The following is a 12,298-nucleotide window of genomic DNA, read 5'->3' on the forward strand; positions in this document are numbered from 1 at the left end:
AAAGGCCCGGTCTCGCGGCTCCGGTGCCCGGCGCGCCGCCGGCCAGCCGTCCGTTCATGTCCAGGCGGCATTCGCTTCCAAAATCGCCGTCCCTCGGACCTCATTATATCGCTGCCATCTTTATCCGTATAGGGTCCCTGTACCGATTTGGAACGCCCGGCCCTGGCATGATGCGCTGCCCGTGATCGATATACGGCCCCTTCGGCTTGTCCGCCGTCGCAACGCCGATCTCGGGATTCGAATCGCCCTGGACGGTTTCGTTTCATTTTGCGCTTCGCCCGTTACTTGATGCCCGAATGCGTAATGCCGCGGACGATCGATTTTTGCGCCAGCAGGAAGACGATCAGCACCGGGACCGTCGCGATGGTCGAGAGCGCCATCAGCTTGTTCGGCGCATTGGTGAAGCTGCCCTGGGTCATGACCGCAATGCCCGCGGTCAGCGTGAACATCGCGTTGTCGCCGCCCGAGGCGTAATACGGCCAAATATAGTCGTTGAAAATGTTCATGAACGTGAGGACGGCCAGCGTCCACGTGATCGATTTGGCGGAAGGCAGCAGCACCGAGATGAAGATGACCCATTTGTTGGCGCCGTCCATGTAAGCCGCTTCCTCGACTTCTTTCGGAAAGCCGCGGTAAAACTGGTACAGCAGAAATACGCCGAACGCTCCCGCCGAGTAAGGCAGAATGAGCGCGCCGAACGAGCCGATCATACCGAGCTCTTGGAACAAAATATATTGCGGAACGAAAAACGTGATCGGCGGAATCATGAGCGTGCTGAGCACAAGCGGAAGGAGCACCTTCTTGAACGGCACGTCAAGCCGCGCGAACGCATAGGCCGCGAGCGCGTCCACGACGAGCACCAGCACCGTGCCGGCCGTCGCCGAAAGCAGGGAATTGCCGATCCACCGGACAATCGGCACGTCCAGACTGCCGCCGACAAACGCCTCCGTATAATTGGCGAAGGTCGGATCGGCCGGAATGAGGCTGATCGAGGGCAGGAACGCCTCGGTATCCGATTTCAGCGAAATCGACAGCATCCAGAGAATGGGAACGATAAAAATAAGGCCGACGACGACCGCCAGCAGGACGAGCAGCGTTTTTTTCACTTTGGGCGTCACTCGCTCAACCCTCCTTTCGGAACAGAAGCCGGTTCAGCACGACCGAAACGACGATCATAATGACGCCGAGCATCAGCGCCATCGCGGAGGCGGCCCCGCCTTGATGCTGCCCGTAGGCAACGTCGAAAATGTTCATGATGAGCACCGTCGTTTCGCTGCCGGGCCCGCCTCTGGTCATCAGGTTCGGCTGAGCGAACACGTTGAAGGAAGCGATAACCGTCATGATCACGACGAGCGAGCTCACGTTTTTGATGGAAGGCAGCGTAATATGCATCAGCTTCTGCCAGGCATTGGCGCCGTCGAGCGTCGCCGCTTCGTACATTTCCTCCGGCACTTCGTTAAGCCCGTTGATGAACAGCATCATATTGAAGCCGATGGTCCACCATACCGTGGAAAGCACAAGCGCGATCCAAACCCACGGCGTATCGGTAAACCAGCCGATATGCTGCTGCCGGTGGATGTGCAGCTTGTCGAAAAGAAGATTGATAAAGCCGGTGTCGGTATCGAATACCCGGATCCAGATGGTTGCCATAACGGTCGCCGATACGGCATAAGGAAGAAAATAGACCGTCCGGAACAGCCCTCTGCCCCTGGACGGAAGGGCATTCACGAGAAGTGCCATGGCCAGTCCGACGACGATCAGGACGGGGACCGAATAGACGACGAATTTGACCGTGCCGAGCAGGCCCCGCACGAACTGGTCGTGGCTGTAAGTGCCCGGCGTAAACAGGTCGACGTAGTTTTTGAACCCGACGAACTGATGCGTCTGGAGCATGTCGTATTTCTGGAGGCTCAGCACGATCCCGTAAACGATCGGATACAGCAGAAAGACGGCAAAACACGCCAAATAGGGAAGCACGAACAAACTGGACGTCAGCTTTGATTTCCAGCTGCTTGTCATCGGAAGTCACCATCCTTAATGAAATCGTGGGGCGGGTTTCAGGCGCCCGCCCCACTGCCGGCTTCGCTTATTTATTGGCTGCCGCCGCCTGCTCCGCTTTCGCCTGCGCGTCGTCAAGCGCCTTCTGCGAATCGCTGTTGTTCAGCAGCACAAGGTTGATTTGCTTCCACAGCTCGCCGGTGTAAGCGCCCCAGTTCGGAACGGCCGGCGCGAAATGGACGTAATCGAATTCCTTGGCCACTTCGGTCTGCTGCTGGGTCAGCTGCTTGAACGCGTCGCTGGCCAATACGGCTTTGGATGCGACGGCTTGTCCCGAATTCGCCCAGTCGATCGAATGGCCGGAAACATATTTCAGGAAATCGCCGATGCCGTCCAGCTTCGTCTGGTCCGTCTCGGCCGCCGGGATCACGAAGTTATGGGAGCTGCCGTATACGCCCGGCTTGTCGAAGAAGACCGGTACCGGCGCTACGCCGTAGTTAATTTTCGCTTTATCCCATTGGTCCTTCATCCACGGGCCGTTGAACTGGATCGCGTTCTTGTTCTGCAGGAACAGCTTCACTTCGCCGTCCTGCGCCACTTTCTCCGGCGATACCTTTTGCTCGAAGATCAGGCTTTTCAGAAAATCGAGCGCCTTTTTCGCCTGCGGCGTATTCAGCGTCGGGTTGCCCTGTGCGTCCGCCAGATCTCCGCCCTGCTGATAAATGAGCGTCGGGAACAGGAACTGCTGCGGCCACAGCGTCGGCAGCACATAGCCCCACTGACCCTTCGAGGGATCGGTCAGCTTCTTGGCGTCGTCGATAAACTCCTGCATCGTAGCGGGCGGATGATCGATGCCCGCAGCCTTGAATAGATCCTTGTTGTAGTACATGATGAGCGGGTGAATGTCGAGCGGAATGCCCATCCATTTGCCGTTAATCGTCTCATAGTTCACTGGCGCCTCGACGAAATCGCTCTTCTGGATGCCGGCTTTTGCCGCCACGTCGTCAACCGGCTGAAGCAGGTTTTTGCTCGTATAGGTCGGAATGTTGTCGACATGCATGATCATGAAGTCCGGCATGTTCTTCTTGGTGCTGAAGGCATTGTCAAGCAGCTTGTAATAGTCGCCGTTCGGCTGGATCTGGAACTTCACTTCGTATTTGTCGGACTGCTTGTTGTACGCGTCGACGATGCTTTTCATGAACGGGCCGTCCGGGCCGGAGAACGGCGACCAGAAAACCAGCTCCGTTTTTTTGCCGGCGGAAGCGTCCGCGGCGGGCGCTGCCGAATCGGAGGGCGCCCCCGAATTCGCGGCATTTCCGGAATTTCCGGAGGAGCCGCATCCCGCCAGAGCGGCGCTTAAAGCCAATACGGCCGATACAGATAATAGATGAACCCGTTTCAACGCTGCCATTTTCCCCATCATCCTGTTCTGTTAATTTTTGTCGGCTCGACTTTCGTAATCGAGCTTTAGCTTCAAGTCGGTTTCGTAGTTGCCGAATTTCCGGCCGAAAAGATTGATACCGCCCTCGTTCACGGCATCCGGTTTATTGCCGATGCGAACCGTCAAGTATGGCTTGTCGTCCAGCTCGAGCTCGTCGATGTTCAAAGACGAAATGTTCCTTCCGTCGATAAACGAGCCTTCGCCATGAACGCGCCATGTTTTCAGCAGTCCGTACTGCGTATTCTCGGTCCCCCACCAATCGGGTGTGAGAAGCCCCCTCTCGCCGCCGAAATCGCCGGGACTCGTCCAGGTGCCCACCTCCTTCCCGTTAATCCACAGCGTAATGTCCGAGGGCCAGTCGGAATTATAGAGCGGGGCTTCGGAGCAAATCTCCATCGACAGCTCCAAATTTCGGATGACCGCCCCCCGGGGAACCCGGTTCGGGAACCGGTATTCCAGGAACCCCCGGCGAAACCAGATCAGCTGGGCGTGAATCCGTTCGGGCTCGAAGAACGAACGCGGCTCGTCCATTTCCCCGATGATCGACTGATCGCTCAGGATGCCGCAGGGAGCGGAAATTTGCGAATCGAAAAATTGGCCGATCGGAAGCGATACTTCGACAAAGGGGTGCGTCTTGGGCGCTCTGAAATGCGAAAAATCGACGACGATCCGGCTGTACCGGGCGGAGCAGCTTTTCTGCGTCCCGCGGGTTCCCGGAATCATCTCGGTCTGGATCAGCCCCGCGTCCTCCAGCTTCTTGATATTGATGGCGGCGGTTGAAGCGGGAATGCCGAATTTCTCCGAAATCTCCACCACGTTCATCGAACGGTGCAGCAGCTCCTTGAAAATCTCGATGCGCAAGTCGGTTGAAAGCGCCTTCGCAATATGGATGAATTCATCAATATTTGTTGAAAGAATCCGATTCAGCTTCTCGTGATCCGAATAGTCCCGTTCAATTTTCAACAATCTTCCCCCCTTTTCGACATTTCCTGCATCATAATACTACATCTATTTTTGTTTGTAAACGCTTATTACCCGTTTTTAAACAACATATTTTGTTCCATTGGAAGCGAATTTGCATGAAACTTCCATTTAAAACAACAATTATTGGTGCAATGATTACCATTTCAACGGAAAAAGCGGCCGGACGGATGGCGTTACGCCTATTCCGTCAGACCGCTTCCCTGGCATTTAATGCGCGCCGGCTTCCGGCACCGCTTGCCTGCGCGCCGTCAGCGCGTCCAGGCTCGCGAACGTGTAGCCCCGCCGCCGCGCTTCGTCGATAATGCCGCCGAGCGCCTCGGCATTATCCTTCGATACTGCATGAAGCAAAATAACCGCGCCCGGGTGAAGCTGCTTCGTCACCTGATCGTACGCATACTGCCGGCCGCGCTGCGCCTTGGTGTCCCAATCCTTATAGGCGACCGACCAGAACACGTTCGTATAGCCGAGCTTGCCGCTCGCCGCGAGCGTCCGCTCACTGAAGATGCCGCGCGGCGGGCGCAAATAGAGCATTTCCCGCTGTCCGGCCGTCTCGGCGACCGCGGCTTTCACCTTCCCGAGCTCCTGCTCGATCTGCGCGTCGGACACCTGCGTCATGTCCGGATGGCTCCACGAATGGTTGCCGATCAGATGTCCTTCGGCCGCCATCCGCTTCAGAAGCTCCGGCTGATCCTTCACGTAATGGCCGGTCACGAAGAAGATCGCCGGCACCTTTTTCGCCTTCAGCACGTCGAGAATTTGCGCCGTATAGCCGTTCTCGTAGCCGTTGTCGAAGGTCAAATAAATTTCTTTCTTGGCCGTGTCACCCAGGAAAATCGCGCCGTACCGGTCCACGATGCCCTTAAAGCCTTCCTCGTTGATCGACGGGAGCCTTCCGTCCACGCTTTTCTTGAAGCCGAAATGATACGTGCCGGGCGCCCCTTTTGCCGGCTGAGGCCCCGCCGCCGTAACGAGCAGCGCCAGCAGCGCCGCCGCGAAGGTCAATCGTTTCATGGCAGAAGTACCCCTTTGTCCAGAAAAATAGCTGCAGCAAGGAGTAATATTCCGCAAATGCCGCCTTTTTATGTCGGCGGATGATGAAGCGTCCATCCCGGGTTCGGGATTTCCGCTAACAAATATTGGCCTGCATCATGACGAGGATTGTTATTGCAAACGATTCTGCCCTGCGAGCCGTTCTACCGCCTGCCGTACTCTCGTAACTCCTTGTGACATCGTATGCCCGCCGCCCATCGCCGCGGCAACCGCAGCCGCCTCCATGATTTCCTGCTCGGCGGCGCCTTTACTCCATGCCTCCTGCACATGATAAAACGTACACACTTCATTATTGGCAAATAAGCTGATTCCCAGCGCGATCAACTGCTTCTGCTTTTCCTCCAACGCGCCCGCTGCGAAGCATGCCCCGGTGAACGCATGGTAAGCTTCGACGACGCCGGGCAGCGTTTCCTTAAAATGGCCGACTCCGTTTTTATAGGCATCCACTTGCTCGTCCGCCTTGTTTACCGGCATAACTCAACAACCTCTCTGCTTATTATGATCACGAGCTGCATGGTTAGGATTACCAAAGGCCGGCGGCATCATGCGTTTTACGGTATCCTTTCATACCGCAGGTGACCGAGACGCATCTCGAACGCATCCATCTTTCTTTTCAATATACTGTCTAAATCGGAATGAATATCCTTCACAAATTTCTAGAACGAATGGTTCAATTGGCGGTGGCGCTGCGTACTCTGCCGGATTTTGGTTCTTTCAGCATCCCCTTTGAAAACCGTTGAAAATAGTTCCATTTTCTTTTGACGAACATCGGCTACAGAGTAAAATAAGTATAGAAAGCGCATTTACATAAGTAACATTAAAAAATTAATTACCATACCTTTTTGCCGGGCGAGAGGAGGGAAAATGAGGCATCCGGCGGTAATACCACAAAACGGAGGAATGAAATGAGAACCATGTACCGGAAGTTTCAGCGCAAAATCAGAACCGCGGCGTTTGCCTTTATGGCCATCGTCATGGCCGTCACGGGTACCTTTTTCGCAAAGGGCGGCGTTGCCCATGCAGACGTTCCCGAGGGACAGATTAACCATGTTTATATTAATCTGAACAGCCCCAGTTTTACGGCCCAAGGCCAGTACAGTTCGTTTATCTCGAGCCTTCGGCAAGCGGCGGGACATTATTACCGCTCTTCGGATAATATAACTCAATATATTCCCCGTGCGTCAGACGGCGTGTCTCCGTACATTTATGGTACGGGTCTGGTCATGGTGACACTGACGGCCGGGAGTAATACGCTTACGCTGTGGATTACGCCAGGCGATATGTACCTTCGGGGATTTACCAATGTTTACGGCCAGACGTTCAGCTTCAACGACAGCGATTACAGCCTGAGATATCATTTGGCACTGGTCGGACGCGACCAGCCCGTAACCCTCCTCGGTTTTGGAAGCAATTATAACAGTATAAGGCAAGCCGCGAGCCAAGGCCGGGAATCCATGCAGATCTCGTGGAATGATCTGTGGAATTCGATGTTCAATCTGATGTATACAACAAACCCATTCGGCAACAACCAGCAAGCCGTCGCCCGGTCGCTCCAGTTTATGATTCAATACACGTCCGAAGCCGCCCGCTTCAACGATGTATACGGGGTCATGTCCGATATCATGCATAGTTACAGTGCGTACTATAACGGCCTGCCGTTGACACAGCAATATCTGGAGAACGCCTGGCAGGACATTTCGACATTTGGCACGAACATCACGAACAATCCCAGCACGTCTCCGCAATACATCAACGGGGTCGGGACGCTTTATTCTTGGAGCGATGTTGCACGCTATTTAGCCTTGTTGTTAAATACCGCCAACCGTAAACAGGATACGACCGGCAATTGGGATCATACGGAGCTGTAAGGCGCGTACTGCCGATCGCGGAGTTAGGGAAACGAGTTTTCCGCTGAATTTGAATTTCCAAGTCATGCCCGATCGTTGCCGATCGGGCTTTTTTCGGTTTGATCCGTGATGCTTAATGCGATTTTAGGGAACCGCCTGGCCGCAAGAAGCGTCTGCGCCTCCAGCCGCAAGCCGGCACCGGACCTGAGACCAGCCGGCGTTCATCCCTGAGCTGGAAGATGTTTTCCACCCTTCTCCTTATAATGGATCTAACGACGGATTTATTAAAGGTGAGGAACAGGATGCAGGTATCGGTAACGTCTCCGAAGCTGTTTTCGGGGGAGAAATGGCTCGTCATCGCCGGCTTGCTCGGGTTTGTCCTCGCGGCCTTCTGCGGGGTATGGACGCTCGTGTACGGAGGCCCGGTCGCGCCAAACGGCAACCTTGTAAATGCGATTTCGTTCGACGCCGCGATCGGCATCTTTATGCTGTCGACAGCGGCGGTCAGTCCGCTGTCCGCCTTTGGAAGGAAGGGCAGAGCTTTCTTCCGATGGTCCTTTATCGTCCTCGTGCTGTACGCGTATTTCGCGGAAACGGTGCAAAATTTTCGGGGCGTCAACCCGCGTTTCGCCAAAGGTTTGGCACCGTTCGATCAGAATGTCGGCGGAATTTTCGCATTTGTCGCGCTGCTGCTCATCATCTTCTATTTGGTTTTCGCCGCCGGCTTTTTCTTCCGGAAAGCATCCGATAGCCGGCCGGAGCTGGTGCTCGGCATCCGCTATGCGGTGCTCGCCGTGATGATCTCTTTTGCCGCGGGCGTATGGATGTCGGTAAACGCAGGCCGCTTCACCGGCATCAGCGGGAACATCATCTGGCTGCACGGGCTCGGCTTTCACGCCCTGCAGGCCGTTCCTTTCATGGCCTGGCTGACGGAGCGAACGCGGCTCCCGGCGCGGATCCGCCGCCTGTACGTGCATGCCGCCGGCTTTTCCTATTTGCTGGGCCTGGCCGCGATCGGCTGGCAGACGATGAACGGCCGCTCCGTGCTCGAATGGTCGCCGCTGCCGCTCCTCGCCTGCGCCTTCTTCCTGGCCGGAATCGCCGCCGGAATCGCCGCGTTTCGCCTTGCCTTGATAGGACCCCGGGAAAGCGTACCGGCCGGCGCGGCTTAACCGGTAGACCGGGGGGTTTGTCCGCATTTGGCGATTACGCACCGATTGCTCCCGGCGACGAGACTCGGCGCCGCTTGACGGCGGTCCATCATCGGTCCGGAGGGAATTTGTCCCTCCGGTCTTTTTTTGTCGATGTGAAGATGGTGCGCTGCCTGCGATCGGATGATTCTCCTATCTTCAAATGGAAGAGTCTATGCTATAATATTCGATAATATTGTTCAATAACAGGAACGCGTTTCGTTATTTTGAACAATGAACCTTTTTCCGGAGACAGGAGGGACCGGCCGGTGCCGTCCTTTGGCGCAATGCCGGCTTGTTCCCTTGCATCGATTGAAGAAAGAAAGGCGAAAAGGTAACCTTTCCTTTAGATGAAGAAAGGAGACTCGTACCCATGGATATCGCAAAAAAGCTGGGGCTCGGCGGCCATTCGTTCATCAGCGAGCTGGGCAACGATCCCGCGGCGTCCTTCGACGAGCAGTGTGCGATCGTAAGCGCCTGCCTGGAGAGCGGCATCACCCTTTTTGACACGACCTACTATCAGGAACGCGTCGCGCTCGGAAACGTGCTGAAGCGGCTGGGACGGCGCAGCGAAGCGCGTATTTTGGCGTGGAATTTCTTCCGGAATCCGGCGGACGACAAGGTCATTCAGCCCTATTCGCCGTACGAGGCGCACCGGATCGACGAGATGCTGTCGGAGCTGCAGACGGATGTCATCGACCTGCTTGTCATCCACGTCGACGACGACCGGGAGCGGCAAAGCCGGGAGCTTGAACTGGCGTCCCGCTGGATTGCCGAAGGGAAGGTTCGCGAGGCGGCGCTCGGCATGGTCCGGGCGAAGGACGTGGACCTGCTGCCGGAGAACCATCCGGTTTCTTACGTGCTTGCGCCGTATAACGCTTTTAATCAGGGCTCGCTTGACGTTTTCCGCAAAGCGGCGGACAAAGGCATCCGCAGCATCGCGCTTTCCCCGTTCATCCGCGGCTACAAGCTCGACGAGATCGGCGGCGACCATGCGCGGACAGCGGATATTTTGCTTCGCTGGGTCTGCCATCAGCCCATCGTGGAATCGGTCATCGTCTCCATGCGCCGCGCCGATTATGTAGAGAACAATTTGAATGCGGTTCGCAAAGGGCCGCTGAACGCCGAAGAAGAAGCGATGCTGCAGGGCTGGATCGATCGATTGGGCTGATCCCGTGCAGCCGCCATATTTCGTTTGCGGCCGCCGAGAGAGCTCGCGGCTGCGGACTGCAGAGGAGGAACCGGTGTGCCAATTCCGTCCGTTCGCAAAATCATTGATCTGTCCCAGCCGGTCTATCATAACTGTCCTGGCTGGCCGACCTACGAGATGACGGAGGTTCGTTACGAAGCGCTGTATCCGGTCGACGGCTTTACCGCCGAGCGGCTGAACATGAACGTGCATACGGCGACGCATCTCGACGTGCCGTTTCATTTTTTCCCGCAGGGCAAGACGATTGAACAGTTTCCGGTCGAGCGGTTTCAGGGCGAAGCCGTCCCGGTGGATCTGTTCGGCATCGAGGCCGATACGCCGATCGGCGTCAGCCATTTCGAGCCGTACGGCGACCGGATCAAGCCGGGCGACATCGTGCTGCTCTGCACGGGCTGGAGCAAGAAACGCGGCTACACGAAGGAATATTACAACCAGTGGCCGTATTTGAGCGGCGAGGGTGCGCAGTGGCTGGTCGATCGCGGCGTCAAGGGCGTCGGCCTCGACGGCCTCAGCATCGGCGGCTGGGGCGAGGAGAAAGCGCGGCCGCCTCACGAAATTTTGCTGTCGAACGAGATTTGGCCGCTGGAGGAGCTCAATTTGACCGAGGAGCTGCTGACGGAAGACCGCTGGTACTTATGCGCGTTTCCGCTCAAGCTGCAGGGCTTCGGCGGCGCTCCGGTCCGCGCCGTCGCCATGGTATTCGATTAAGCGCTGCGTTGAAAGTGCAGCCAAAATAGATATCGCCCTCATCCCCTCTGCCATACCGGCAAGGCGGATGAGGGCGATTTTTGTAGTCTGGCCGCTGCCGGACGCTCTGCGTCCGCAAACGGCCGGGCCTGCCGGCCATCGGCGGGCCCGGTCAAGGAAAACGCATGTTGCTTGCATCGCTGAATAGAGGCGTTAACGCAGCTTGGCCAAATCGAATTCCGGCACAAGTCCTTCCTCCGCAGCCCGTCCGAGCAGCGACTCGACCGCCGCATAACCGTCTTCGCCCAGCTTAGCCGTAAAGTCGTTCACATACAGGTCGATATGCGCCTGCGCGACCTTCGGATCGAGCTCCTGCGCATACCGCATCACATAATTGCGGGAAACCTCCGGGTGGGTCCAGCCGTATTCGACCGAAGCTCGCGCCCATCCGGCGATCGCTTCGACATCGAGCGAGCGGCGCGCGATAATCGCGCCGAGCGGGATCGGCAGTCCCGTATCCGTCTCCCACCAGCTGCCGAGATCCGCCAGCATGGTCAGCCCGAAATTCGGGTAGGTAAAGCGCGCCTCGTGGATGACGAGACCCGCGTCGATCGTGCCGGCCTTCACCGCCGGCATGATTTCGTGAAACGGCATGACGACGATTTCGCCGATGCCGCCGGGCACATGCCGGGCCGTCCACAGCCGGAAGAGCAGATATGCGGTGGAGCGGTCGCTCGGGATCGCCACCCGCTTCCCGGAGAGCCGGGCCGGATCTGCCGTGCCGCCCGCGGTCAGTACGAGCGGCCCGCAGCCTCTGCCGAGCGCGCCGCCGCAGGGGAGCAGCGCATAATCGTCCAGCACCCACGGCAGTGCCGCGTACGAGATCTTCAGCACCTCCGGCCCGGTGCGGGCGGCCGCCCAGCCGTTCGTCACGTCGATATCCGCATAGGTGACGTTCAGCTCGGGCGCTCCAGGAATGAGCCCGTGCACCCAGGCGTGAAAAACAAATGTATCGTTCGGACATGGGGAAAACGCAATATTCATGTCAAAGCACCTCCGTTAAAATCTTGCTCGCCGCCTCCAGCGCCTCGAGCGCTTCGCGAATGCGCCATGCCGCCCGGTCCCGCGGGCCGACGGCATTCGAGACGGCGCGCAGCTCCAGCACCGGCACGCCGCACAGCTGGGCCGCCGCCGCCACGCCGAAGCCTTCCATCGCCTCGGCCGCCGCGCCGGGCACCCGGCGGGCCAGCTCGGCGGCGGTTTCCGCCGTACCGGTCGCCGTCGATACCGTCAGCACCGGACCGGCGCAGGCCGCAAGCCCCGCAGCCCGCAGCGCTTCCGCGAACCGCCCGGCCAGCTCCTCGTCCGCGGGAATGCGCGAGGAGCCGAAGCCGAGCTCGTCCACCGCGAGGAAGCCGTCCGGCGTCTGCGCGCCCAAATCGGCGGCGACGATTTCGGTCGCCACCGCAAGCGAGCCGACCTCGGCACGGCCGGTGAAGCCGCCGCCAATGCCTGCGCTTACGGCAAGGCCGTATTCGCCGGCCGCCAGCGCCATGGCCGTGCGGGCTGCCGCGCTTGCCGGGCCGACGCCGGCCAGCGCGGTATCAAAGCGGCCGTCGCCGCGCAGTCCGCGCAGCACGGCTTCCCGTTCCGCCTCCACGGCGGTCATGATCAGCACGCGCGTGCCCGGACGCAGCCGTCCGGGCAGCGGGCCGTTGTCCGCATGTTCGTTCATATTTCCGAATCTCCTATCCAGCCATCAATCTCGTACAGCCTGCTATGTATAGTGAACCAGAATTAGACGCTTTTATCAAATGGGACGGCCAAAAAGCCCCCTTTCGCCAAATAAGCAAAGGAGGCCCGCTTTCAGTTCGCCCGTGCAAAACCGCCC

12 protein-coding genes are annotated in these 12,298 nt (G+C 57.8%); 4 read left to right on the forward strand and 8 right to left on the reverse strand.

From position 1 onward, the window contains the following. Window positions 1-281: 281 nt before the first annotated feature. The 6 genes from PD282_RS26640 to PD282_RS26665 form a co-directional block, all read right to left on the reverse strand. Window positions 282-1,118 (reverse strand): carbohydrate ABC transporter permease, encoded by an 837-nt coding sequence (locus PD282_RS26640; protein ID WP_274654770.1) that lies wholly within the window; start codon window positions 1,116-1,118, stop codon window positions 282-284. A 4-nt stretch (window positions 1,119-1,122) separates the two neighbouring features. Beyond that, the gene (locus PD282_RS26645) at window positions 1,123-2,019 is read right to left on the reverse strand and encodes a carbohydrate ABC transporter permease (protein ID WP_274654772.1); all 897 of its coding nucleotides are present in this window, start codon (window positions 2,017-2,019) and stop codon (window positions 1,123-1,125) included. A 67-nt stretch (window positions 2,020-2,086) separates the two neighbouring features. Then, on the reverse strand, window positions 2,087-3,409 hold the full coding sequence (locus PD282_RS26650; RefSeq protein ID WP_274654773.1) for an ABC transporter substrate-binding protein: 1,323 nt from the start codon (window positions 3,407-3,409) through the stop codon (window positions 2,087-2,089). A gap of 21 nt (window positions 3,410-3,430) precedes the next feature. After that, window positions 3,431-4,402 (reverse strand): ArsR/SmtB family transcription factor, encoded by a 972-nt coding sequence (locus tag PD282_RS26655; protein WP_274654775.1) that lies wholly within the window; start codon window positions 4,400-4,402, stop codon window positions 3,431-3,433. Between the two features lie 228 nt (window positions 4,403-4,630). Beyond that, window positions 4,631-5,434 carry a delta-lactam-biosynthetic de-N-acetylase gene (gene pdaA, locus PD282_RS26660; protein ID WP_274654776.1) on the reverse strand — a complete coding sequence of 268 codons (804 nt, stop codon included), beginning with the start codon at window positions 5,432-5,434 and terminating at the stop codon, window positions 4,631-4,633. Window positions 5,435-5,584: 150 nt separating this feature from the next. After that, window positions 5,585-5,947 (reverse strand): carboxymuconolactone decarboxylase family protein, encoded by a 363-nt coding sequence (locus PD282_RS26665; RefSeq protein WP_274654778.1) that lies wholly within the window; start codon window positions 5,945-5,947, stop codon window positions 5,585-5,587. A 431-nt stretch (window positions 5,948-6,378) separates the two neighbouring features. Here PD282_RS26665 and PD282_RS26670 point away from each other — a divergent pair, with 431 nt between their 5' ends. The 4 genes from PD282_RS26670 (at window position 6,379) to PD282_RS26685 (ending at window position 10,428) form a co-directional block, all read left to right on the forward strand. Further along, window positions 6,379-7,341, forward strand: coding sequence for a ribosome-inactivating family protein (locus PD282_RS26670; RefSeq protein ID WP_274654779.1), 963 nt, complete (start codon window positions 6,379-6,381; stop codon window positions 7,339-7,341). A 281-nt stretch (window positions 7,342-7,622) separates the two neighbouring features. Next, complete coding sequence (locus tag PD282_RS26675) at window positions 7,623-8,492, forward strand: hypothetical protein (protein ID WP_274654781.1); 870 nt, start codon at window positions 7,623-7,625, stop codon at window positions 8,490-8,492. Window positions 8,493-8,883: 391 nt separating this feature from the next. Then, window positions 8,884-9,681 carry an aldo/keto reductase gene (locus PD282_RS26680; RefSeq protein ID WP_274654783.1) on the forward strand — a complete coding sequence of 266 codons (798 nt, stop codon included), beginning with the start codon at window positions 8,884-8,886 and terminating at the stop codon, window positions 9,679-9,681. 75 nt (window positions 9,682-9,756) lie between these two features. After that, complete coding sequence (locus tag PD282_RS26685; protein ID WP_274654785.1) at window positions 9,757-10,428, forward strand: cyclase family protein; 672 nt, start codon at window positions 9,757-9,759, stop codon at window positions 10,426-10,428. A 192-nt stretch (window positions 10,429-10,620) separates the two neighbouring features. On the opposite strand, the gene PD282_RS26690 is transcribed toward PD282_RS26685, so the two are convergent. Next, window positions 10,621-11,451, reverse strand: coding sequence for a 1,4-dihydroxy-6-naphtoate synthase (locus PD282_RS26690; protein ID WP_274654787.1), 831 nt, complete (start codon window positions 11,449-11,451; stop codon window positions 10,621-10,623). 1 nt (window position 11,452) lies between these two features. Further along, a complete protein-coding gene (locus PD282_RS26695) occupies window positions 11,453-12,142 on the reverse strand; it encodes a futalosine hydrolase (protein WP_274654789.1) in 690 nt (229 codons plus the stop codon). Window positions 12,143-12,298: the final 156 nt, after the last annotated feature.

Origin of the sequence: Paenibacillus humicola (assembly GCF_028826105.1) — a bacterium.
Classification (GTDB): Bacteria; Bacillota; Bacilli; order Paenibacillales; family Paenibacillaceae; genus Paenibacillus_Z; species Paenibacillus_Z humicola.

Bases quoted from the DNA above. Each gene is read 5' to 3' on its own strand.
- PD282_RS26645 (WP_274654772.1), bottom strand. From the start codon at position 2,019: ATGACAAGCAGCTGGAAATCAAAGCTGACGTCCAGTTTGTTCGTGCTT.
- PD282_RS26650 (WP_274654773.1), bottom strand. From the start codon at position 3,409: ATGGCAGCGTTGAAACGGGTTCATCTATTATCTGTATCGGCCGTATTG.
- pdaA (WP_274654776.1), bottom strand. From the start codon at position 5,434: ATGAAACGATTGACCTTCGCGGCGGCGCTGCTGGCGCTGCTCGTTACG.
- PD282_RS26665 (WP_274654778.1), bottom strand. From the start codon at position 5,947: ATGCCGGTAAACAAGGCGGACGAGCAAGTGGATGCCTATAAAAACGGA.
- PD282_RS26670 (WP_274654779.1), top strand. From the start codon at position 6,379: ATGAGAACCATGTACCGGAAGTTTCAGCGCAAAATCAGAACCGCGGCG.
- PD282_RS26675 (WP_274654781.1), top strand. From the start codon at position 7,623: ATGCAGGTATCGGTAACGTCTCCGAAGCTGTTTTCGGGGGAGAAATGG.
- PD282_RS26680 (WP_274654783.1), top strand. From the start codon at position 8,884: ATGGATATCGCAAAAAAGCTGGGGCTCGGCGGCCATTCGTTCATCAGC.
- PD282_RS26690 (WP_274654787.1), bottom strand. From the start codon at position 11,451: ATGAATATTGCGTTTTCCCCATGTCCGAACGATACATTTGTTTTTCAC.
- PD282_RS26695 (WP_274654789.1), bottom strand. From the start codon at position 12,142: ATGAACGAACATGCGGACAACGGCCCGCTGCCCGGACGGCTGCGTCCG.